Raw genomic sequence first — 22425 nt, forward strand, 5'->3', positions numbered from 1 at the left:
GCCCACGTGGCCCGCCGCGGCATGACCCCACCGCCACGACGACCCGCGACGCCACCCCGGACGGGCCGTCCCGACCCGTGTGCCCCGAAGCGACCACCAGGACGAACCACCAGGACGAACCACGACAACGACCCCCGGGGACGGCCGCGCCCCGGCACCGGCCCGACCGCGTACGACAGCTTCGAAAGGACTGGCGCCATGACCAACCCCACCGCGATCCCCGAGACCGCGTCCCCGCAGGTCGAGTTCATCAGCCTGTCGCACCTCAACCCGTCGACCGAGCTCAACCCGCTGCCGAGCCGCGGCATCGACCTGCCGTACTTCAAGAAGTACGTGCGCGCCCTCGAGGAGTCCGGCTACGACTACACGCTGCTGCCCTACGGCTCCAACAGCGCCGACTCCTTCGTCCTCGCCTCGGCCGTCGGCCAGCTCACCGAGCGCCTGCGCCCCATCGTCGCGCTGCGGCCGAACACCACGTTCCCGCTGGTGGCGGCGCAGAAGCTCGCGACCCTCGACCAGCTCACCGAGGGCCGCGCCGTCGTCCACCTCATCTCCGGGGGCAACGACGCCGAGCAGGCCCGCCAGGGCGACTACCTGCCCAAGGACCGCCGCTACGCGCGCACGTCGGAGTTCATCGACCTGCTGCGCCGCGCCTGGACCGAGACCAGCCCGTTCAGCCACGAGGGCGAGTTCTACAAGTTCGACGAGTTCGGCCCCGGCTTCGCGCCGTACGGCAGCACCATCCCGATCTCGATCGGCGGGCAGTCCGACGCCGCGTTCGCCGTCGGCGGCGCCAAGGCGGACATCTTCAGCTTCTGGGGCGAGCCGCTGGCCGACCTGCGTGCCGAGATCGACCGGGTCAACGGCATCGCCGCCGCGGCCGGCCGGACCGACCGCCCGCGCATCTGGGTGACCTTCCGCCCGATCATCGCCCGGACGGACGAGCTGGCCTGGCGCAAGGCGTTCGACTACGCCGCCCGGATCGAGCAGACCTTCAACGCCGGCCCGGCTCGCGCCTTCCTCAAGGGCGCCCCGCAGAACGTCGGCTCGCAGCGCGCCCTCGCGTTCGCCGCGAAGTCCGAGGTCTACGACCGCGCGCTGTGGACCCGCACCGCGGCCGCGACCGGCGGCCTGGGCGCGTCGACCGCGCTGGTGGGCAGCCCGGAGACGGTCGCCGCCGCGATCCTCGACTACGTCGACCAGGGCGCGAGCCTGGTGTCGATCCGCGGCTACGACACCCTCGCCGACGCCGTCGACTACGGCCGCCACGTCCTGCCGCTGGTCCGCCAGGAGATCGCGCACCGGGCGGCCACCGGGCAGCGCGGCACCCTTCAGGACGCCCACCCCGGCGCCCTCGCCCCCGGCTTCGACGCCGCCGCGCTCGCCGGCGTCCGCTGACGGCGAGGGCGACATTCACGCCGAGACCATGGTGAAACGGAGACACGACGGGCGGGAGCGGGTCCGCGGCGGGGACGGGACCTTCTGGGCGGGACTGCGCACGATGCTCGACGGCTCGATCGCCCATCCGGGGGCGGCCCTGGTCGGCGCCGTCGCCGGCGTCGTCAACGGGGTCACCATGGTCCTCGGCGCCGCCGCGATCGGGTGGGCCACCGATCATCTGATCGTCCCGGCCCTCGCCGGCGGCGACGTCGGGCGGGCCACCTGGTGGCTGGCCGCGGGCGCGATCCTCGGCGTCTCCACGCTGCGGTGGACGACAATCATCGCCCGGGGCATCGCGACCGGCCACGTCCAGTACGGCTCACAGGCCCGCGTCCGCCGCGCCGTCGTCCGCCGCTACCTCGAGCTGGACCTGGCCTGGCACCGTCGGCACGCGCCCGGCCGGCTGCTGTCGACCGCCGTGTCCGACGTGGACGCCCTGTGGTTCCCGATGGTCTTCTGGTTCTTCGCGTTCGGCATGGTCGTCATGCTCGCCGTCGCGCTTGTCCAGATGTTCGGGCACGATCCGGCCCTCGGGCTCGTCGGGGTCGCCCTCGTCGGCTCGGTTCTGGGCCTGAACCTTCTCTATCAGCGTCTGCTCGCCGCCCGCGCGCGGGCCGTGCAGGACAGCCGCGGTGAGTTCGCCGCCCTCGCCCTGGAGAGCATCGAGGGCGCGCAGGTCGTGCGCACGCTGGGTCTCGCCGACCGCGAACGCGCCCGCGTCGGGGCCGCCGCGGATCGGCTGCGGCGCGCCACCACCTCGATGGGCGACGTCAGCTCGGTGTTCGACCCGGTCCTGGAGCAGTTGCCGAGCGTCGCGATCCTCGCCGTCCTCGCCGTCGGGGCGCGCCGGGTCGACAGCGGCGAGCTCAGCGTCGGCGTCCTCGTCGAGGTCGTCTACCTGCTGCTCACCATCTCCATCCCGCTCAGCGTCATCAGCCGCTTCCTCGCCATGCTGCCGATCTCGGCGGCCGGCCGGTCGCGGATCGCCGCCGTCCTCGACTCCGACGAGACCACCGCCTACGGCACGCGCACCCTGGCCGGCGCGGGCGCCCTGGGGCTGCGGGCGCGCGGCGTCGGGCACATCCAGGGCGGGCGGCACCTGCTCGCCGACGTCGAGCTGTCGGTGCGACCCGGCGAGATCGTCGCCCTGGTGGGTGCGACCGGCTCGGGCAAGTCCACCCTGATCGACCTGCTCGCCCGCCAGGTCGACCCCGCCGACGGGGTCGTCGAGATCGGCGGCGTGCGCGCCCGCGACCTCGCCCGCGGGGAGATTCCCGCGCACCTCGCCGTCGTGTCGCAGTCCCCCTGGATGGCCGGCGGCAGCATCCGCGCGAACCTTCGCCTCGACGGCCACCCGCGCGAGCGGCGCCCCTACACCGACGCCGAACTCTGGCAGGCGCTGGCCGCCGCCGGCGCCGACACCGTGGTACGCGACCTGCCGGACGGACTGGACACGCGGGTCGGCGAGCGCGGCACGCGGCTGTCCGGCGGGCAGCGCCAGCGGCTGTGCCTGGCACGCGCCCTGCTGCGCGCGCCCCGCGCCATCCTGCTCGACGACGCCACCTCCGCCCTCGACCCGGCCGTCGAGCGCGACGTGCTCGCCGCCGTGGCAGGCCTGCGCGGGCGCACCACCGTGCTCATCGTGGGCGGCCGCCCCAGCTCGGTCCTGATCGCCGACCGGGTCGCGTTCCTGCGCGCGGGCCGGCTCGTCGCCGTGGGAACCCACGCCGAGCTGCTCGACGCCGAACCCGACTACCGGCGGATCCTCCAGGCGTACGGAACGGCGGACACCGCCCATGGCTGACCACGGCCGCCCTGACCGGGGCCGGGCCAACCAGGGCCGCGCCGACGGGGGCGGCGCCGACGGGGGCCTGGCCGAGCTGAGCTCCGTCGGGGTGCGTGAGCTCGGCCGGCTGATCCGCGCGACGACCCCGGCGCTGACCGCCGGCCTGCCGCTGACCGTCCTGCTGGCGTTCGTCGCGGGCGGCGGACGCATCGTGACCCCGCTGACCGTCCAGTACGCCCTGGACCACGGCCTGCTCGACTCCGATGGCGGCGGCGCCGCGGACGTCGTCGGGCGCGCCGTGCTCGTCGGCGCCGCGGCCACCGTCGCCGCCGTGCTCGCCTCGTGCTGGCTCAACCGGCGGGTCTACCGCCGCACGGAGGCCGCCCTCACCGAGCTGCGCACGCAGGGCATCACCCGCATCCACGAGATCGCCCCCGAGACGTTCGCGGGACTGGCCGGCGCCGACCTCGTCACCCGCCTCACCAGCGACATCGAGGCGGTCACGACCTTCGTGCAGAACGGCGGCGTCGCGCTGCTCGTCAACATCACCCAGATGATCATCGCCGGCGTCCTGGTCGCGACCTACTCCTGGCAGCTCGCGCTGCCGGTGCTGGTCCTGTCGGCGCTGCTGTTCGTCGTCATGCGCCGCCTGCAGGCGGTCGTCGCCCGCCGCTACGCCGCCGTGCGCGGGAGCGTGTCGGTGCTGCAGTCCACCGTCGGCGAGGCCGTCACCGGCATCGCCGTGATCCGCTCCACCGGCACCGAAACCCGGACCCGTGCCGCCGTCGACGACGCCGTGGCGGGCACGGCGTCGGCTCAGCGCCACACCCTCGTGCCCCTGCACGTCAACACCGCCCTCGGCGAGGTCGCCATCTCGGCGATGACCGCGTTCGTGGTCGTCGCCGGAACCCGCTGGTCGACCGCGCACACCCGGTGGGAACCGGCGCTGCATCTGTCCGCCGGCGAGCTGGTCGCGATGCTCCTGCTCGTCAGCGTCTTCGTCCGACCCCTGCAGGCCCTCGTGCAGACGCTCGGGGAGATCCAGAACGCCGTGGTGGGCTGGCGGCGCGCGCTGGAGATCCTCGCGACGCCGTCGGGCGTGGTCACCGGCGCCGACGCGCGCGAGCTGCCCGCCGGGCCGATCGGGGTCGAGCTGGCCGACGTCGCCGCCGCGTACGGGGCGGGCCCGCCGGTCGTGGAGCACCTGACCGTCGCCATCGCCCCCGGCGAGCACGTCGCCGTGGTCGGCGAGACCGGCTCCGGCAAGAGCACGTTCGCCAAGCTGCTGACTCGCCAGATCCCGGCGAGCCGCGGCCGCGTCCTGCTCGGCGGCGTCCCGGTCGGCCGGGTGTCGGAGGCGTCGTTCCAGCGTCGCGTCGCCATCGTCCCGCAGGACCCGTTCCTGTTCGACGCCACGATCGCCGAGAACATCGGCGTCGGGCTGCGCGGCGACCCAGACCTGTTCAACGACTCCGACGGGCTCGGCGACTCCGACGGGCTCGGCGACTCCGACGGGCTCGGCGACTCCGACGTGCTCGGCGAGATCGTCTCCTCGCTCGGCCTGCGCCCGTGGCTCGACACGCTGCCGGACGGCCTCGACACCCGCGTCGGGGTGCGGGGGGAGCGGCTGTCGGCCGGCGAGCGCCAGCTCGTCGCCCTCGCCCGCACCGCGCTGGTCGATCCCGACCTGCTCGTGCTCGACGAGGCGACCAGCGGCATCGATCCCGCGACCGACGTCCGGGTCCAGCGCGCGCTCGCCGCGCTCACGGTGGGGCGCACCACCGTCTCGATCGCCCACCGCATGGTGACGGCCGAGCACGCCGACCGCGTCCTCGTCCTCGACCACGGGCGCCTGGTCCAGAGCGGACGCCACAGCGACCTCGTCCGGGTCCCCGGCCGTTACGCCGAGCTGCACGCCGCCTGGGTCGAGCACACATCCTCCGGCGACGAGCCCCGCAGGACCCTCCACCGTCAGAAGGAGAGCACCCCATGACAGCCCCCGCGACCGTCACCGCCGCCGTCGACCCGGCGGACACACCCACGCCGCGCCGGCTCCGGCTCGGCTTCAACGCGCGGATCGCCTTCCCGACCGGGCAGGCCGGCGCCGCGCTGCGCGACGGCATCGAGCTGTTCCGCGTCGCCGAGCAGCTCGGCTACGACGCCGGCTGGGTCTACCAGCGCCACTTCGACAACTACCTCGCCTCCCCGCTGGTGTTCCACGCGGCCGTCGCGCAGCACACCGAGCGCATCGGCCTCGGCACCGCCATCATCGGCGTGCGCTACGAGGACCCCGTACTGCTGGCCGAGGCCGCCGGCACGGCCGACCTGCTCAGCGCGGGACGGCTGCAGCTCGGCCTCGGGACCGGCCAGGGCGGCTTCGACGCCGTCTTCGGCCAGGAGCCGAACGACGGGCGGGCGCAGTCCCAGGACCGGCTCGCGGCGTTCCTGCGCGCCGTGCGCGGCGAGCGGGTCGGCGAGATCATCGACCCCGACGGGCTGCTCCCCGCGGGCACCGAGCTGTTCGTCCGCCCGACGAGCCCCACGCTGCCCGAGCGGGTCTGGTACGGCGGTGGCTCGGTCGCCTCCGCCGAGCGGGTCGGCCGCCAGGGGCTGCGGCTGCTGCTGAGCACCATCCTCAGCGGGCAGATCGACGACTACGGCGCGGAGCTCGCCCGCGCCATCGAGGCCTACCGCGGCGCCCACCCCGGCACGTCGCCGTCGCGGGTCGCCGTCGCGCGCTCGGTGCTGCCCGCCACCTCGCCGCAGCTCGCCCGCGTCTACGCGGCCTACGACGCCGAGCGGCGCACCCAGGGGCCCGCCGCCTCCCGTCCGGCGGGGGCGCTGACGCCCGTCGCCGCGCCCATCTCCCGGTTCACGATGAGCCCCGTGCACCACGGCGACCCCGCCGCCGTCGTCGACGAGCTGCTCGCGGATCCGAGCGTCCCACTGGCCGACGAACTCATCGCGTTCCTGCCGCCCGCGTTCGGGCTGCGGGAGAACCTGCGGCTGCTCGAGGACCTCGCCGAGACCGTCGCCCCCCACCTCGGCTGGACCCCGGCCCCCCACGCCACCGCCGGTTGATCCCGCCCGACCACGCCCACCGGCCCCGTCTGGGGGCCTGTGGCGCGGGGTGTGTCAGGGCGTGATGATCCCCAGATGCGCGGCTTTGGCGACGGCGCTCGTGACGTTCACCGTGCCGAGCTTCACGTTGCACGCCGCCAGTTCCCTTTTGATGATCGTCCGACTTACCCGCAGGGATCGGGCGACCGCCTCCTGCGTCTGACCGGTCCCGAGCCGGCGGAGAATGTCCACCTGCCGCTCGGTGAGCCCGTCGCCACCATGATGCGCCAGCCTCCTGTGCGCGCTCACCAGCAGCGGCTGCAGCGCGGCGGCGACGGCCCGGTCCCGCTCGCTGAAGTCGGTCCCCGCCTCCCTGTTGATCGCGTACGCGTCCGCGCGCTGGACGCCGACGTCGGGGAACAGGGGGATCGTGAGCTGATGGACCGCGTCGATCGGCACGAAGATCTCCTGGTAGGCGGGGCTTTCCCGCCATCGAACCGGAGTCACGTGGTCACTGACCATCGTCGGCAGGAAGTCCGCCGCAGTGTCGAAGTAGTAGCAGGCGGTGGGATGCAGGTGGAGATACGCGCTCACCCGCTCGTTCAGATCGTCGATCGAAGGCTCCTCCGGCCAGTACCGGACAATGGAGCGGAACCCGGGTAGCGCAATCTCGTTGAGACCGACGAGATTTCCTCCGATCAGCCTCCCGAGCGCTTCCATGATGGTTTGGCGTAGCTGCCGGACAGTCGTGACGTCGTTCAGCTGGTGAGCAAGATCCATGATTTTTCGGAGATCGGCTCTGGTCAGCTCGGCCCTGGTGGTTGCATGGACGTCGTTCATGGTGAAGGTGCTCCCCCGAGGGTTCCCAAAAGGACACTTGCGGTCGTGCTCGCAGGTCTTGACCATGGTGGCATGCCCGCCATCCCGACCCTCCTGGATGACTGCGACGCGACAGGCGGGGCAACTGGGTAGAACTCCTACTTGACATCGAGTGCCGGCTCACGAAAGCGGCGGCCGGCGCCGACCTTGACCGAGATCCGGCCACGTCGCCGCCGCGCAGGCGGGCTGGATTCGCGACGGCGCGCGCCGGGGGGCGTGCCGTCACACGGCGACCCTCCGGCGGCCGACCCGGCGATGTCAGCAGAAAGACCGCGCGGAACGAGCGAAAGCGAGGAGAGATGACCGTTGGCATCGGCGCACGGGGGATCCGGAGAGTGCTCTACCCCGTGGGACTGCTGGCTGCGATCGTCGCAGCCGTCCTGGCGGGGGCCGGACCGTCGATGGCCGCCCAGAGCAGCGACACGCGCCTGACCTTCTACAGCGGCTACAACGGCTACGGGAACATCGTGTGCTCGATTTACCTGTCGCCTTCCACCACCCTGCAGGATGTCAATTTCAAGACCGACCCGTATGGCTGCGAGAACGACGACACGAAGTCCGTCCGCTTCGTCAGCAGCGCCGTCGACTACCGGGGTGTGCAGCTCACCGTCTTCAACGACTCGTCCTGCCGCACCACCTCCGACTACGCGGTGACCCGGATTCAGCCGCTCAACAGATCGGCGCGGGTGAACAGTTTCGAGCAGAACTTCGTCGCCGGCTCGATAACCCACACCTATCACTACCGGAGCGGCGATCTCGACGGCAAGGTCTCCTGCATCAGATTCCAGCGGCTGCCGGTCTGATCCGGTTCTGAAGGCATGACGCGGGCCGGCCGGGAGCTCCCGGCCGGCCCGCGTCCACCGTGGTCGCCCTAGGCTCAGCTGCGTGACCAGCTCAGACCGCGAACGGCTGCGAGCCACCTTCACCGAGGACGCCGAGCTCTACGACCGGGCGCGGCCGGGATATCCACCCCGGATGTTCGACGATCTCGCCGCGATGGTCGGGCTCGGAGCGGGGTGCCGCGTGCTGGAGATCGGCTGCGGAACCGGCCAGGCCACGGTGCCGCTCGCGCGGCGCGGATGCCGGATCGTGGCGGTGGAGCTGGGCCCGGAGATGGCCGCGGTGGCCCGCCGCAATCTCGCCGGTCACCGGGACGTGCAGGTCCTCAACGCCGTGTTCGAGGACTGGCCGCTGCCGCCGGAGCCGTTCGACGTGGTGTTCGCCGCGACCGCGTTCCACTGGATCGACCCGGCCGTGCGGGTCGAGAAGTCGGCGGCGGCGCTGCGTCCCGGTGGTGCCCTGGCCACCATCGCGACCCACCATGTCGCCGGTGGCACCGAGCGCTTCTTCGCCGACGTTCAGGGCTGCTATGAGCGATTCGACCCGCAGACCCCGCCGAATCTGCGGCTGCAGCCCGCCGACGAGATCGCCGAGGACAGCGAGGAAATCGCTTGGTCCAGCCGCTTCGACGAGGCGACCTTCTTCCGGTACGAGTGGGAGTTGCCCTACACGAGCGCCGAGTACCTCGACGTCCTGCGCACCTACTCCGGACACCGCGCCCTGGCGCCCCCCGCCCGACACGGTCTTCTCCGCTGCATCGAGAACCTGATCGAACACAACTACGGGGGCGCCATCACCAAGCGCTACCTCACCGAGCTGCGCGTGGCGTGCCGCAGGAAGTGAGCCGCGCGGCGGCCGACCGGGCGCGGGGTCGGCCGCTGGGCGCAGGGTCGCTGGCTGCTCAGCCGAGGACGACGACGCGCCGCGGATGCAGCACGGCGGTGGTCCGCTCGGAGTCCAGCGCGCTGAACCGGGCGAAGTCGACGTGGTAGCGGTCGGTGATGCGGGCGAGGACGGTCTTGTCCGGGTCGGGCACGAGCTCGACGTCGGCGCGGATCTCCAGGGTGCGTCCCGGGTTGGCGGGGTCGACCAGGAACAGGGTGGCCACCGGGTTCCGACGCAGGTTCACCAGCTTCCGCCGTGTGCTGATCATCGATACCTTGATCGTGGGTCCGTCGGGCAGGTACCAGACCGCGGTCGCCTGCGGCCGGCCGTCGAGGCCGATCGTGACGAAGACGGCGGTCAGCGGAGAGTCGAGCAGGTCGCGGTGGGAGGCCGGAAACTCGGCCGTCTCGGGTGTGCTCACCCCTGTATGCCTACCCGCTCGGCCCGCCATGCGTGAGGCCGGGGCCCGGCCGACGAGGTCGGGACGCGGCCCAGCGCGGGGGTTGCCGTCCCACCGTCCGTCGGCGCACGGTGCCGGCACGCGGTCACATCGGCCGGCACGCGACCGCCGAGCGAGGTAATGCCGAATGCAGGCGTGGTCCGCGGCGAAGTTTAATCGGCATAGGTCTGCCGCATGCACCCACAGCGGATTGTCTCGCCGGTCGGCGGCCCACGTCGAATCCGGCGGCACGACCTGCGACGCCACGGGAAAACGGGATTTGCCAGGCCTCCGCGGCCCCACTAAACTGGCGTCAAAGCCCGAATAGCGGGCGTCCGGACCAGGAATGAGGTGACCTTGATGGCGCGCGAGGTTATATCACTTGTAAATGTGTGGTGCGACAACGCCGGCCGCCATGCCAAGGACAGGACAGCGGCGACGCAGACCGCGGCTCTGGCGTATGACGGACGGCTCGTTCGGCTGGATCTGTGCGACGAATGCCGCGACGAGGTGGCGTCCGTACTCGGCGAGTACGCGGAATACGGTGAGACGGTCGACGTCGCCCGCAACGCCAGGATCGACACGGCGTGGACGGCGGTGGAGCAGAACGACGCGATCACGACGCCCGAGGTCCGGGGCGAGGCGAGCCGTCCGGCGCCCGCCCGGGCCAAGGTCCGTCGCCCCCACCAGAGCACCTCCGTCAGCGAGGTCCGCGCGTGGCTGCGGGACCACGCCGACGAGCACGGGCTGACCGTGCCGGAGCGGGGGCCGCGGCTGTCGAGCGAGCTCAAGGCCGCCTACGACCGGGGGCACGGCTGGGACGAGGTCGACGGGGCCTGGCGCCCGACGCCCACGGACGCCGGCGATGAACCCGTGGGCGCCGAGCACCCCGGCCGGGACTGACCGGCGGTGGTTTTCTCCGCCCAGTCCTTCCGCGGCGCCCCCTGATCCGCCGTGGGCCGGACGCTACGAGGCGGTGACGATGTCGGAACGCAGCGGGGAGAGAACCGCGGCGATCTCGCCGGCGGCTTCGGCCGGGACGCCGGCGCTGGCGAAGGCCGCGAGCAGATGGCCCACCACCCCGTCGAAGTGGGCGTCGGTGACTCCGAGGGTGGCGTGGACCTGGGCCATGTCCCCGCCCTGGTAGATCTCGGGACCGCCGAGCGCCGCGCCGATGAACTCCCGCTGGTTCGCCTTGAGGCTGGCCAGGTCCCGGCCCTCGAAAAACACTACGAGGTCCGGGTCGGCCAACACCCGGACGTAGAACTCGTCGACCGCGGCCTTCACGGCCTTCGCGCCACCAATATTCTGGTAGATACTCATCAGAGGTCTCGCTTTCGCACGAGTAGCCCGATCCAAGATCGGTGACCATGTTTTGCCGCATGGCTGCGCCGTTTACTATCCGATGGGTTCACTGAACCGCAGGAGAATCCTTCGACCCAAGGGCCGGATGGTCACGCGGCGAAGAAGGACGGCAGACCGAAACAGGCCGCCTGGCTCCTTCCGCCGGTTCGTCGGGAGACGCTTCGCCTGCTGGCCGGTGGCGACGGCCGGCGATCGACGGGCAGTCCGGGACGGGGGCGACCGCGAGTCACCTGGCCATCCCCCTCCCGCTCGGCCCGCTCACCCCGCGAACAGGGAGCCGGCGTCGTAGACGAGTAGGCCGTCGTCACGGCGGCGCACGCCGGCGGTCGGGCGGTGCGGGTCGAGGCGGCCGTCATGGTGCAGGTGGGACACCCGGCCACCGCGGGCAAGCGTGACGAAGTCGGCGATCATCCGGCGGTGGCAGCGCCACCATAGCGTCTCGGCGCACCTCACCGCCGTGCGGATCGTCGCCGCCTCGGCGAGCAGCTCATCGACCGCCGCGACGAGCGTGCCATGGCCGACGGTGAGCAGGTTCGGCGCCGGCTCCACCCGCCTGGTGTACCCGCCCACGAAGGGTCCGCCGGACGTCGTGGTAGCGCATGATGACGTCGACGACCCGCCGGGTGCGAGCCGGGCACGGCGAAGGGTGTCGGGCGGGCCCGCCGAGGACGAGAGGTGCGGATGAGCATGATCGACCAGACGTCGCCAGACGAGACTGCGGAACCGGGGGTCTTATCCCCCGTCGGTTTCGTCGGAGCCGGCTCCATGGGAGCGCCGATGGTCGAGCGCCTGCTCGCGGCCGGCGTGCCCGTGCACCTGTACGCCCGCCGGGCCGAGGTCCAGGCCAGGTTCGCCGAGCTGGGCGCGGTCATCGAGCCCTCGCTGGAGCGGGTGGCCGCCGCGGCGCCGGTGCTGATCGTGTGCCCCTTCTCCGCGGCCCAGCTCGCCGAGATCGCCGGCGGGCCGGACGGTCTGCTCGCCCACGCCACGCCCGGGTCCGTCGTCGTGCAGCACGCCACCGTGCCGACCGAGGCCATTCGCCAGCTCGCCGCGGACGCGGCGGCGCGTGACATCACCGTGCTCGACGCCCCGATCAGCGGAACGTCCGCCGCCATCCTGGCCGGCCGGCTCACCGTGCTGATCGGCGGGGCCGCCGCGGCAGCCGACCGCGTCGAGCCGCTGCTGGCCGCCTACGCCTCGACGATCGTGCGGACCGGCGAGGTCGGCTCCGCCACGACCGTCAAGCTGATCAACAATCTGACCTTCGCGGCGCACGTCCAGACCGCGGTCGCCGCCGTCCAGCTCGGCGAGAAGCTCGGCATCCAGGACAGGGACCTCCTCGCCGCCGTCACCGCCTGCAGCGCGGACAGCGTGGTCTTCCGTCATCTGCAGGCCATCGGGGGCGTCGAGGAGTTCCTCGCCGCGGCCGGTCCGTACCTGCGCAAGGACGTGGCCGCGGTCGAGGAGGTCGCCGCCGCGCTCGGCCTCGACACCGGCCTCCTCGGCGAGGTCGTGCAGTCCGGCCCCCTGCCGTTGACCGCCCAGCGGCGGTGAGCCGACGGGCCGACGGGCCGACGGGAGGGCCGTCAGGGGGCGGCGGACAGTAGGTCGAGGCGGCCGAGCAGGTGCAGGGCCTTCGTCCGCCGGGCGTGTTCGCGCAGGTCCTCGAGGCTCGGCGCGGCCACGTCCAGGGCGCGGGCGACGGGTTCGGCGCGGCGGCGCAGGTCGCCGACGGTGGTGACGTCGGATAGCTGGGTCATCCTCAGCGCCCGCTCGTGGACGGCGGTGCGGCGCGCCGCCGCATCGTCGCACCACAGCTGAGCGATGTGGTGGTCCCACAGTTCGAACGAGCCGAGCCGGGAGTATGCCAGCTTCCCCTCGCCGCCGAAGCTGCTCGCCGGCAGGACGATCCGCCACATGCCGGCGGAGGTCTGTCGCAGCGTTCCCGGGCCGTGGGGTGACCGGGCGAGCCAACCGGTCCAGATCTCCCGTGGGTCGCCCGCCTGCTCCGCTTCGATGAGCATCCTGGCCGAGTCGATCTCACGGCACACCTCGGCGAGAAACCCGTCGCGCTGCTCCGAGACGCCGCTGTAGGCGAGCAGCCCGTGCCCGGCCGTCTGGATGAGGTAGCACGGCAGGTAGCCCTCGCTGACTGCCAGCACCTGGATCTGGCCGAGCGCCGCCGGCACGTTGAATTCGGCGCGGTCGGGACGGGCCGCGAGGGCGGTCACGGCGTCGGGGCGCAGCGGTGTCGCGTCGAACAGCGCGCGGAAGCGGGTCCGGCCGGGCGTGCGGTCCTCGGGCACCTTCGACGTCGGCAGGACGGTGAGGTTCCCGTCGTAGTAGGCCCGGGGAAGCGGCCGGCCGGTGAAGCGTTCGAACAGCAGGGTCTGGCGGCTTTCCTTCGGCACGTAGCGGACTCCGGCACGCCATGAGCTAAGGCCAAGCTCGGTCAGCGCCACCCGCCCCCCGCCGTCGCCGTCGCCGTCCTGGATGGTGAGATGCCCGATCGTCGCCAGGAAGCCCAGGCAGCGGCGGACCAGCGCGGCGGACAGCGAGAAGAACCGGGCGAGGTCGTCGACGCTGTCGAGACGCCCCTCGGCGACGGCGCGGACCAGGAAGTGGTCGAGCACCTCGTAGGCCTGGGGGTCGTGCACGGACGCGCTGATCTCGGTCCGCCACAGCGGCCAGAGCACCGGGAACAGCCGCAGCGGCCGTACACCGGGGATCGTCGCTGCATCCTCAATCGCACGTCGAGGCAGGTAGAGGACTGGTTTCACGGCCCGCTCCGCAGCTGTCGCTCGAGGTCGATCGACGCCCGCAGGTCGCCGTCGCTTCGCAGGTAGTCGGTCAGGCCGCGGGCCATCTCGGCGAAGGCCTCGTCGCCGGCCGAGCGCAACGTCGCGGTGTCGCCGACCAGAACGAGCTGACGTTTCGCCCGGGTGATCGCCACGTTGAGCCGACGCAGCTCCTTGAGGAACCCGACGGCACCCCTCCCGTTGCTCCGGGTGAACCCGTAGACGATCAGTTCCCGTTCACCGCCCTGGAAGGAATCGACAGTGCCGACGTTCTCGGCCACCCGGGCTGGGTCGCCGAGCTCGCGGCCCAGGGCTGCCTCAATCCGTCTTGCCTGGGCCCGGTAGGGAACGATCACCGCCCAGTCCCGATACGTGCCGGCCAGCCGGGCGACGACGGCGGCGATCAGCTCCACCTCCAGCTCGTTGACATAACCGCGCTGCTGCCACGGTTCGGTCGCGTGCAGCGGCCGCTCGGCCCGCTCGGCCTCCGGCCGGTCCGAGGTGTCCACCATCGCGAACGGGCTGCGAAAGACGGGATCCCCGCCGCCGCCGGGATGCTCCGTGCGCAGCCGTCCCTGGTAGAAGGCCCGGGAAACGAAGCGCGCCAGTTCTTCGGGCATGCGACGTTGCAGGGTCAGTTCGATCCGGTGGTCCTCGCCGATCCGGGGAAACAGGTGCTCGAAGCCGCTCGCCCGCAGCAGCTCACCGATCTCCTGGGCTTCGGCCGGCGGTAGCTCGTTGCCCTTCACCAGCTGCTCGGACCAGTGCCGGACGTCGTCGTCGAGAAACGGCGGCAGCTGGTAGTGGTCGCCGACGAGGACCGACCGGCGGGCCCGCACCATCGGCACCAGCAGGTTCGGCGTGGAGATCTGCCCGGCCTCGTCGATGATCGCGAGGTCGAACACGATATCGGTCAGCAGCTGGCTGCTGGCCGTCCCGACGCAGGTCGCGGCCACGACGTCCGCATAACGCACGAGCTCGTGGCGTAGCTCCGACTCCGCGTCGCCGATCCGCGACCGCCATTCTGTCAACAGCGCACCACGACTGCGCAACGTCTCGACCGCCATCGTCGCCCACGTGTGGAAGCGGTCCCAATCGGCCATCGCGTCGCCGTCCGGGCCTGGACCGCTGTCGGGCACGGGCAGCAACGGGCGCAGCGCGCTCGTGATGACTTGGGCGGCCTGGACGACGGCGCCCATCGCCTCGGCAGCGGCCGTCGCAAGCCGGTCGCGCTCCGCGATGAGCCCTTGGCAGTGCGGGTCGTTCGCCGCCACGGCAGCCGCCTGCGCACGCAGGTCGTCGACCGTCGCCGCCGCCCTTGCCAGCTCCGCCTGCGCCGCGGCCCGCCGGGCCAGGGTCGTCTCGAATCGGCGCCGTAGCCGGGTCAGCCGCCATCGCCGCCACCACTGCAGGGCGCCGGCGGTATCCGCGGCGGCCTCCCGCGCCGGAAGCTCGGCGTAGGCAGCGGCGAGCGACTCGTCCAACCGGACGCACGTCGCCTGCCGCCTGCCATGGTCGTCGTCGGCGTGGCGACGGGCGGTGACCAGCTCCGGGGAGAGCGCCTCGACGGCCAGGTCGAGGGACTCGCCGACCACCCGCGCCTGCGCCTGCGCCTCGGCGGCGGTCGAGCGTCGGTCGGCCAGATAGTCCAGCCACCGCTCGAGCGTGGGACGGTCACCTTCGAAGGCAGCCAGCCGATCGAGCAGGGCGGTGTCCGCGAGGATGTCCCGGCGGACGCCCTCGATCTGGCTGTCGACGGTGCGGGCGCGGGCGGCGCTGGTCATCGAGCTCTCGCTGCCGACCCGGACGACACCGACGTCCGACGGCAGGTTCTCCAGCACGTTGTCGACCGCCCGGTTCGTGTGCGACGAGACCAGAACCTTCTGGCCGCGTTCCACGCAGGCCAGCACGATCTCGGTGATCGTCGTCGTCTTGCCGGTGCCGGGGGGTCCGAGGACGAGGAGCAGGTCGGGTACGGCCAGCGCGCGGGAGAACGCCGCGATCTGGTTGCCCTTCAGGGGGCCGCGCGGGCGCGCCACCGGATCCGGCTGGTAAGGAAGAACGACGCCGTCGACGAGGTTCGCCAGCAGTGCCGGGTTCGCCGCCTCGCCACGGGCGAGGGTGTCCGCCGCGGCCTGCTGGATCCGGTAGATCCGATCGCTGGGCAGTACCCGCAGTTCTCCCTGCGGTGGTATCCGGTTGAAGTCCACCGCCTGGTCGAACCGGACCACGACTTCGCGGCCGTTCACCCGCTCGACCCGGCCCCGCAGCTCGGGTTGGTCGGCGATGTGCACGAGCGCGGAGGCCGCCACCTCGCCCGGCCGGGCGAGGTGGAAGGCGTACACCCCGCGGCCGGAGAAACGCTGCTCCCGGGTCGCCTCGCGGCGCGCGTAGGGCAGCGGCGGGGCCGACTCCTGCTTGGCGACCTCGATATCCCGGCTGGCGTCGATGATCCGGCCGACCAGGTCGAGGTAACGCTGGTGGTGGGGCGCGACGGTCGATTCCGGCGGCTGCGGCTCGGCCAGCGCCGACAACGCCGCCCAAGCCTGGCTCAGCTCGACCCACTGGGTGGACCATCGTCGCTGCGAGTAGCGGTCGCCCCGTGGTAGGTCACGAAGATCGTGGAAGGCGTGCCAGCCGGCCGGGCAGTGCAGGAGCATCGCGGCGGTGGTCAACCGGTCCTCGTCCCGGAAGGTCCGCCGGCCGACGTGCCCCAGCCGGTATCCGTCCATCATCTTGGTCGGGTAGAGCGAGGCGACATGGCGGCGGGCGTAGACCACCAGCTTCCCGCGGGCCGGATCCCGCCGGTCTGGCTCGATCCGGGCAGGCAGCGCTCCGCGGCCGGACAGTTCGGCGAACTCGCCGATCAGCAGGTCGGGCCGACCGTCGAGCTGTTCGACGGCGCGCTGGGCGGGGATGACGGCGAGCGGCCCAGGCAGGGTGATTGGCTGGCTCGTCATGGCTGTCCGCCCAGCGAGAGCTGCCGGCGGGCGGCCCGCAGGCCGGCACCGAGCGCCCCGATGACGGGCCGGCGCGCCGGGTCGGGGTCCAAGGCCACCGCCAGCAGCTCGTCGAGCTGGGCCGGATAGCCGGGCAGCATTCCCTCCAGTCCCGGCTGCGGCGGGGGTGGCAAGGTGCCAGCAGATGCCGGGCTGGGTGGGCGCCCGCCGAGTGCGTCCAGGACGAGCGCGGCGACCTGGTAGACGTCGGTGCCTGGTCCGGGGCGACCACGCCGTGGCTCGCCGCCCTGGTGACGCCGCTGCTCGGGTGCGGAGAAGGGACCGCCCTCGCCGGCAAGCTCGGTCATCCCGGCCAGCCCCAGGTCGCAGGGAACCACCGCGGCCCGAGCCCGGCCCGGGCTGGTGAGCACGATGTTGTCCGGGCTCAACGACCGGTGCGCGTGCCCGTGCCGGTGCAGGGCTCCCAACGTCCGGCACAGATCCGCGGCCGCGGCGAACACGGCCGCCGTGGCCAGCCGATCCGGATGGCCACGAGACGGGGCGCGGTCATGGCGCTGACCGAGCGGGCCGTGCTCACCGCGCCTCCCGCGCTGACCGCCGAGCGCGTCTGTCTGCCCGCCGTGGACGTCCCGCCACGTCCGTCCGGCCGGCGCCGACATCACCAGCAGAGCCTGGCCGGCGCGCTCGGGTTCGTCACCGTCGGCACTGTCGAGGCCGTGGCGGACCAGCAGGCGGGGCAGGCCGGCCGCGCCGGCAAGCTCGACGAGCAGATCCGCCTGTGTTCGCAGCCCGGCCCACCGATTCCGGGCATCGGGCGTCGCGCGGCTGATCTGGAGCTGGCGCAGGCGGACCACCCGCGCCCGCGGCTCCAGCTCACGCGCGGCGGCGTCGCGCAGCACCCACGATCGGTCCGGGCCGACGCTCTCCACGATCGGGTCGTGCAGCAGATAGTGGGTGTTACCGGCCCTCAGCTCCGCCCCGCCGCGCCAGGTGCCGGCATCTGGGTCGGCGAGGTCGAGGACGTCGTCGTCGGGCCGGATGCGCAAACGCGCCAGGGAGGGGCGCGTCGGCGTCTCGGCATACGGGTCGTAATAGGCCCGCCTGATGCCCGCGGTTTCCGGCTGCATCAGCAGGTTGCGCAGCGGGGTCTCGTCACACAGGACGATGTCGACGCCGGTCAGGTGCTGCTGCTTGACTTTCCATCGTTCCCAGCTCTGACCCGTCGGGCCGTCCAGGCTCACCGGGACGCACAGCGTCCACTTCTCGATCCGGTAACCGTTCTCCGCCGCCGCTTGACAGGCACGGGTAAACGACTTCCTGACATTACTCATCTGGCCGGGGCCGACGCCGTCGATGAAGTACTTCACCTGCCAGATCTGCACCCGGCCGGTCAGATCGCCGACGAACACATCGATGCCCCAGTCGCCCGGGGCCGCTTGGACGACATGGGCTGGCCCGTACAGCGTGTCCACGAGCGACGCGACCATCTGCTCGAACTCATGCCGGCCCCCCTCGGCATAGGCACGGACGCGATGCACCTGAAAATTGATAGGTGGTACCCCGGCCGGATCATTCATTCACTGCGCCCCCGCTGGTTCGCCAACCCCTGGAGCCGGTTGATCGCAGGACCGACCAACGACCACCGGTGAGCATATAGCACTTACTTTACGTTAGTTCACAGCCTTCCCTGACTTCGGCCCGTCAACGAAATCGCCTGGTCCGAGCGTTCCGCGCCAGCTCGGAACGACGACACTGCTGCCAGTCCCGCGTGTGGGGAATGCGGGGTGTGCCGGCGGTGGTTGGCGCCGTCATGGCGACTCTCGGACTGATCGGCAGTGGCAACATCGGTGGGACGCTGGCGCGCCTGGCCATCCCGGCCGGGTACGACGTGGTCCTGAGCAACTCGCGCGGCCCGGACACGCTGCGGGACCTCGTGGCCGAGCTCGGGCCGCGTGCCCGCGCCGCCACCGCCACGCAGGCCGCGGCGGCCGGCGACGTCGTGGTCGTGACCGTGCCGCTGCGGGCCTACCGGGACGTTCCCGTCGAGCCGCTCGCCGGCAAGGTGGTCATCGACACGAACAACTACTACCCGGACCGGGACGGCACCATCGCCGCGTTGGACGACGAGTCCACCACCACCAGCGAACTGCTCGCCGAGCACCTGCCGACCTCGAAGGTGGTCAAGGCGTTCAACAACATCTACTACCGGCATCTGCAGTCGCTCGCCCGGCCCGCCGGTGCGCCCGACCGCTCGGCGCTGCCGATCGCCGGCGACGACGCGGACGCCAGGGCGACGGCCGCGGCCTTCCTCGACGCGCTCGGATACGACGCCGTCGACGCCGGCCCGCTGGCCGAGGGATGGCGCTTCCAGCGTGATACCCCGGTCTACGTCACCCCCTACTTCGGGCCCGACGGCGGCGTGCACGGCGACGGCGGCCAGGTGGACGCGGCCGCCGTGCGGGCCGCGCTGGCCGCCGCCCGCCGCTACGCGGACATCGCCCGCGGCTGAGCCCGGCACCCGCCGCGCCGGGTGGCTCAGCGCGGGTGGAACGTCACCGTGACGGGACGGGCGCCGCGGGGGTCGTCCGTCCGGCGGGCGAGGTCGCGGTCGAAGACCCGGCCGACGGAGTTGCCGGCCAGATCCTCCAGGACGGGATCGACGACGAGCCGGTGCGGCCCGCACGCCCAGCCCTGTCGCGGGGCCAGCCGCCACGACCGCTCCTCGGCGCCGACGTCCGCGACGCCGTCGACGGGCCGGCCCTCGGGCCCGACGACGCGCAGGCAGCGGGCGACCAGGCCGTGGTCGAGCGGCCGGCCGAACCCGACCTGAAGCGGTTCGGCGGTGCCGACATGCGGGACGCGCAGGGTCCAGGTGTGCGGGTCGACGTGGCGGCGCTCGTCGCCGGCGACCTGGTAGCGCCGCTCGGCCCCGGCCCGCAGCCGGCGGCCGCGGGCGTCGCGGAACCCGTCGTCGACCACCAGCCGGAACGGTGCGCCGGACCGCAGGGGGTAGCCGGCCTCGCGGTGCGGGGCGAGACCCCGCTTGATCCGCGCCGGGTCGAGCAGGACGGTGAGCCGGCGCCGGGCGGCGTCCCACAGCTCCTGTTCGGTCGCCAGCAGCGCCCCGGCCAGGACATCGCCGGCGTCGTCGACGAGCCGCACGTGGCCCGCCGCGTAGCCCTCGCTCATCGGTGCGCTGAACCAGACGTAGCTGCGCAGCAGGTTGCGTGGCACGGTCGCCGCGCTCGGGTGGATCGCGAGGACTTCAGTGGTGGCCGCCTCGTCGGCGCCGGCGCGGGTCAGCTCGGCCACGGCGGCACCGTCGACGGTGACGACGTACGCGGTGCCGTCGAGAAAGGGAAAGCGTGGCACGAAGCAGGTGTCGGGGCCGTCGCGCAGCAGCCGCCCGGCCGTCGGCGGGGCGGTGCCGAGCGCCACGGCGCTGACCGGGTGGATCCGCACCCGCGCAGCCAGCTCCAGCCCAGCCAGTTCCGCCAGCCCCGCCAGCCGGATGCAGTCCGCCCCGCCGTGCCGCGACCACGACACGGCGACCCCGCTGCGGTCGACCACGTCCGCCCTCCTACAGCCGCCCGCCGTCAGCCCGTCCACAGCTCACTCGATCTACCGCCGGCCCGGCCTACAGGGAGGCGGACTTCAACGAGCGCAGGTGCCGCCGCCCGTCGGGGTCGGTCTGCAGGGCCAGCACGTGCTCGCCGTCGAGGTTCGCAAGCCTGGTGATGCCGTGGAGGTCCGCGGTCTCCCGCGGCACCCCGACCGGCTCGGTGGGCTCGGTCAGCGGGGCCTGGGCGTCGATGTCGCGGCGCGCGATCTTGATCAGACCATGCGAGGTGTTCGCGACGAGCAGGTACTCCTCGCCGCCCTGGACGAAGGAGACCATGTCCAGCGGCTGGTTCATCGCGCCGAGCTCGGCGACGGTGCGCCCGACCACCTTGGTGCCCGGGGCCAGCTCGGCCAGCGGGAAGTGCACGACCGGCGTGCAGGTGTAGCTCGCCAGGATGGCGCGACCGCCGTCGAAGGGCACGAACGTGCGGATCGGCGCCGCCGTCTCCCACTTGCCGTGCGAGACGTGGTAGATCTCCAGGTTGTTGCCCGCCGCGTCGGCGGCGTCGGTGAACGGGAACGGGATCCGCCGCAGCTTGGAGGAGAACTCCTCGTTGGACAGCCCGGCGACCAGCAGCGCCCCGTCCACGTACGCGAGGTCGGTGACCGTCGAGGTGCGGATCGGGCGGCGCAGGATGCGGATCGTGCGGGAGCCGACCGTGATCTCCTCCCCCTCGTCGCCGAGGGGCAGGACGACGTCGACGCGCTCGTCGTCGGGGGCCGGAGCGTCGGCGATCGCCACCGACGCGACCGGGACGTCGGTGAGCGGCACCTCGCTGATCGAGGCGTCCGCCCGGTCGATGCGCACCAGCACCGCCTGGGCGCTCTCGCCGTGGCCGCGCTGGACCGACAGGTAGATGTTGCCCGAGTCGGGGTGGACGGCGAGGTCGCGGATGGCGACGTCGGCCGCGTCCGCGCCCAGCAGTGAGCCGACCCGCGCGTCGACGTCGGCCAGCTCGAACGGCCCCGACCCGGCCGTGCGGCCCGGGTCGGAGACGTCGACCGCGAAGACGGTCGCCGTGGCGTTGTCGGCGAGGAACAGGATCCCCGCCGGGCCGAAGGTGATCGGGCCCGCCGAGCCGAGCTCCGCCCGGCCGACCCGCAGTCCGTACTCGGTCACGTTGATCTCCTCGATCTCCTCGGTGGGAACAAGACTCCGCCGCGACCTTCACAACATTGTTCACCGGCGAACTGTTCCATTGGCGCGTCCCCCGCGAGCCCATCCACGAACGTCCAGCGGGTCTCGGGCGGGTCTCGGGCGGGTCTCGGGCGGGTGTCGGGCGGCGGTCAGGTGGCGGACAGCAGGCGCCGAAGCCAGTTCAGCCGGGCGGCGGCGGCCTCCTGGGAGATCCGTGCCTGCGGCGCGAACAGGGTGAAGCCGTGGAAGCCGCCGGGCCAGACGTGCAGCTCCGTCTGGACGCCGGCCCGCAGCAGGCGGGTGGCGTAGTCGATGTCCTCGTCGCGGAACGTCTCGGCGGAGCCGACGTCGACGAACGCCGGCGGCAGGCCGGTCAGGTCGCCGGCCCGCGCCGGCGCCGCGTAGGGGGAGACGTCCGGCCCGCCGACGCCGGCGCCGAGCAGGGCCGCCCAGCCGGTCCGGTTCGACGTGCCGTCCCAGACCCCGAGGCCGGCCATCTGCGCGGTGGACGGCGAGCCGCCGCGGTCGTCGAGCATCGGGCACATCAGCAGCTGGCCGGCCAGCGCCGGGCCGCCGCGGTCGCGGGCAAGCAGCGCCGTCGCCGCCGCGAGGCCGCCGCCGGCGCTGGTGCCGGCGAGGACGACCCGCCCGGAGGCCACGCCCAGCTCGCCGGCGTGCGCGGCCGTCCACAGCAGGCCCGCGTAGCAGTCCTCGACCGGCGCCGGATGCGGGTGCTCCGGCGCCAGCCGGTACTCGGCCGAGACGACGACGAGGTGCAGGGCCTCGGCCCAGTCGAGGATCTCCGTCACGCCGGCACGGTTGTCACCCATGATCATGCCGCCGCCGTGCAGGTGGTAGACGACCGCCGCCGGCGTCGCGGCCGCTGTCGGCCGGCAGACGAGCAGGCCGACCTCGGGCGCACCGGGCGGGCCGGGCACGGACAGCTCCTCCACCGTGAACGCGCCGTCGCGGCGCAGCTGCTCGTCGGGAACGGACGGCGCCGCCGAGGCGGCCCGTAACCTCGGCAGCATCTCGGGGGTGATCGACGGGCTGAGGAACCTCGCGAGCGCCTCGAGGGCCGCAGCCAGCTCCGGGTCGAACGGCGGCGGCGGGCCGACGGCGGCGGGCGACGAAAGCGGCAGATTGCTGACGGTCATCTGTTCTCCTGCTCACCGGACGGGACGCCGGCATCCGAGCCGGCGGCATCAGACGAT

The 22425-nt window shown here is 72.8% G+C and carries 19 protein-coding genes; 9 read left to right on the top strand and 10 right to left on the bottom strand.

Features of this window, described 5'->3' with window-relative positions; translation table 11 throughout:
• The first annotated feature begins 198 nt into the window (after positions 1-198).
• Genes FRAQA3DRAFT_RS11975 through FRAQA3DRAFT_RS11990 form a run of 4 tightly spaced genes read left to right on the top strand, consistent with a single transcriptional unit; the run spans position 199 to position 6307 of the window.
• Complete coding sequence (locus FRAQA3DRAFT_RS11975) at positions 199-1398, top strand: LLM class flavin-dependent oxidoreductase (RefSeq protein WP_009739295.1); 1200 nt, start codon at positions 199-201, stop codon at positions 1396-1398.
• Between the two features lie 28 nt (positions 1399-1426).
• Positions 1427-3244, top strand: coding sequence for an ABC transporter ATP-binding protein (locus FRAQA3DRAFT_RS11980; protein ID WP_009739296.1), 1818 nt, complete (start codon positions 1427-1429; stop codon positions 3242-3244).
• A complete protein-coding gene (locus FRAQA3DRAFT_RS11985; protein WP_009739297.1) occupies positions 3237-5219 on the top strand; it encodes an ABC transporter ATP-binding protein in 1983 nt (660 codons plus the stop codon). The genes FRAQA3DRAFT_RS11980 and FRAQA3DRAFT_RS11985 overlap by 8 nt, the downstream gene beginning before the upstream one ends.
• Positions 5216-6307, top strand: coding sequence for an LLM class flavin-dependent oxidoreductase (locus FRAQA3DRAFT_RS11990; RefSeq protein WP_009739298.1), 1092 nt, complete (start codon positions 5216-5218; stop codon positions 6305-6307). Before FRAQA3DRAFT_RS11985 ends, FRAQA3DRAFT_RS11990 begins: the two co-directional genes overlap by 4 nt.
• Before the next feature lie 54 nt (positions 6308-6361).
• On the opposite strand, the gene FRAQA3DRAFT_RS11995 is transcribed toward FRAQA3DRAFT_RS11990, so the two are convergent.
• Positions 6362-7192 carry a hypothetical protein gene (locus FRAQA3DRAFT_RS11995; protein WP_035920896.1) on the bottom strand — a complete coding sequence of 277 codons (831 nt, stop codon included), beginning with the start codon at positions 7190-7192 and terminating at the stop codon, positions 6362-6364.
• A gap of 308 nt (positions 7193-7500) precedes the next feature.
• Between FRAQA3DRAFT_RS11995 and FRAQA3DRAFT_RS12000 the strand changes: the two genes are divergently transcribed.
• Positions 7501-7968 (top strand): hypothetical protein, encoded by a 468-nt coding sequence (locus FRAQA3DRAFT_RS12000; protein WP_157467313.1) that lies wholly within the window; start codon positions 7501-7503, stop codon positions 7966-7968.
• 82 nt (positions 7969-8050) lie between these two features.
• Positions 8051-8848: a trans-aconitate 2-methyltransferase gene (locus tag FRAQA3DRAFT_RS12005; protein WP_009739300.1), complete on the top strand. Its 798-nt coding sequence runs from the start codon at positions 8051-8053 to the stop codon at positions 8846-8848.
• A gap of 58 nt (positions 8849-8906) precedes the next feature.
• Here FRAQA3DRAFT_RS12005 and FRAQA3DRAFT_RS12010 read toward each other — a convergent pair whose 3' ends face one another.
• Entirely contained in the window at positions 8907-9311 is a 405-nt protein-coding gene (locus tag FRAQA3DRAFT_RS12010; RefSeq protein WP_009739301.1) for a PPOX class F420-dependent oxidoreductase, read from the bottom strand.
• 378 nt (positions 9312-9689) lie between these two features.
• Here FRAQA3DRAFT_RS12010 and FRAQA3DRAFT_RS12015 point away from each other — a divergent pair, with 378 nt between their 5' ends.
• Positions 9690-10232 carry an Lsr2 family protein gene (locus FRAQA3DRAFT_RS12015; RefSeq protein WP_009739302.1) on the top strand — a complete coding sequence of 181 codons (543 nt, stop codon included), beginning with the start codon at positions 9690-9692 and terminating at the stop codon, positions 10230-10232.
• Positions 10233-10295: 63 nt separating this feature from the next.
• Here FRAQA3DRAFT_RS12015 and FRAQA3DRAFT_RS12020 read toward each other — a convergent pair whose 3' ends face one another.
• Positions 10296-10652: a group 1 truncated hemoglobin gene (locus tag FRAQA3DRAFT_RS12020; protein WP_009739303.1), complete on the bottom strand. Its 357-nt coding sequence runs from the start codon at positions 10650-10652 to the stop codon at positions 10296-10298.
• Positions 10653-10952: 300 nt separating this feature from the next.
• Complete coding sequence (locus tag FRAQA3DRAFT_RS12025) at positions 10953-11264, bottom strand: DUF488 family protein (protein WP_232292013.1); 312 nt, start codon at positions 11262-11264, stop codon at positions 10953-10955.
• Positions 11265-11375: 111 nt separating this feature from the next.
• Between FRAQA3DRAFT_RS12025 and FRAQA3DRAFT_RS12030 the strand changes: the two genes are divergently transcribed.
• Positions 11376-12248 carry an NAD(P)-dependent oxidoreductase gene (locus FRAQA3DRAFT_RS12030; protein WP_009739304.1) on the top strand — a complete coding sequence of 291 codons (873 nt, stop codon included), beginning with the start codon at positions 11376-11378 and terminating at the stop codon, positions 12246-12248.
• Between the two features lie 32 nt (positions 12249-12280).
• Here the strand turns inward: FRAQA3DRAFT_RS12030 and FRAQA3DRAFT_RS12035 are convergent, their stop codons facing one another.
• Genes FRAQA3DRAFT_RS12035 through FRAQA3DRAFT_RS12045 form a run of 3 tightly spaced genes read right to left on the bottom strand, consistent with a single transcriptional unit; the run spans position 12281 to position 17990 of the window.
• Positions 12281-13474, bottom strand: a complete 1194-nt coding sequence (locus FRAQA3DRAFT_RS12035; RefSeq protein ID WP_009739305.1) for a hypothetical protein — start codon at positions 13472-13474, stop codon at positions 12281-12283.
• Positions 13471-16452 (bottom strand): DEAD/DEAH box helicase, encoded by a 2982-nt coding sequence (locus FRAQA3DRAFT_RS12040; protein ID WP_009739306.1) that lies wholly within the window; start codon positions 16450-16452, stop codon positions 13471-13473. Before FRAQA3DRAFT_RS12040 ends, FRAQA3DRAFT_RS12035 begins: the two co-directional genes overlap by 4 nt.
• Complete coding sequence (locus tag FRAQA3DRAFT_RS12045) at positions 16449-17990, bottom strand: hypothetical protein (RefSeq protein ID WP_051054321.1); 1542 nt, start codon at positions 17988-17990, stop codon at positions 16449-16451. The genes FRAQA3DRAFT_RS12040 and FRAQA3DRAFT_RS12045 overlap by 4 nt, the downstream gene beginning before the upstream one ends.
• Before the next feature lie 272 nt (positions 17991-18262).
• Here FRAQA3DRAFT_RS12045 and FRAQA3DRAFT_RS12050 point away from each other — a divergent pair, with 272 nt between their 5' ends.
• Positions 18263-18961, top strand: a complete 699-nt coding sequence (locus FRAQA3DRAFT_RS12050) for an NADPH-dependent F420 reductase (RefSeq protein ID WP_035922823.1) — start codon at positions 18263-18265, stop codon at positions 18959-18961.
• 26 nt (positions 18962-18987) lie between these two features.
• Here the strand turns inward: FRAQA3DRAFT_RS12050 and FRAQA3DRAFT_RS12055 are convergent, their stop codons facing one another.
• The 3 genes from FRAQA3DRAFT_RS12055 to FRAQA3DRAFT_RS12065 form a co-directional block, all read right to left on the bottom strand.
• Positions 18988-20022, bottom strand: a complete 1035-nt coding sequence (locus tag FRAQA3DRAFT_RS12055) for a hypothetical protein (RefSeq protein ID WP_009739309.1) — start codon at positions 20020-20022, stop codon at positions 18988-18990.
• Between the two features lie 67 nt (positions 20023-20089).
• A complete protein-coding gene (locus FRAQA3DRAFT_RS12060; RefSeq protein ID WP_009739310.1) occupies positions 20090-21193 on the bottom strand; it encodes a hypothetical protein in 1104 nt (367 codons plus the stop codon).
• Between the two features lie 167 nt (positions 21194-21360).
• Positions 21361-22368 carry an alpha/beta hydrolase gene (locus FRAQA3DRAFT_RS12065; RefSeq protein WP_009739311.1) on the bottom strand — a complete coding sequence of 336 codons (1008 nt, stop codon included), beginning with the start codon at positions 22366-22368 and terminating at the stop codon, positions 21361-21363.
• Between the last annotated feature and the right edge of the window lie 57 nt (positions 22369-22425).

The organism is Frankia sp. QA3, assembly GCF_000262465.1.
Lineage (GTDB): Bacteria > Actinomycetota > Actinomycetes > Frankiales > Frankiaceae > Frankia.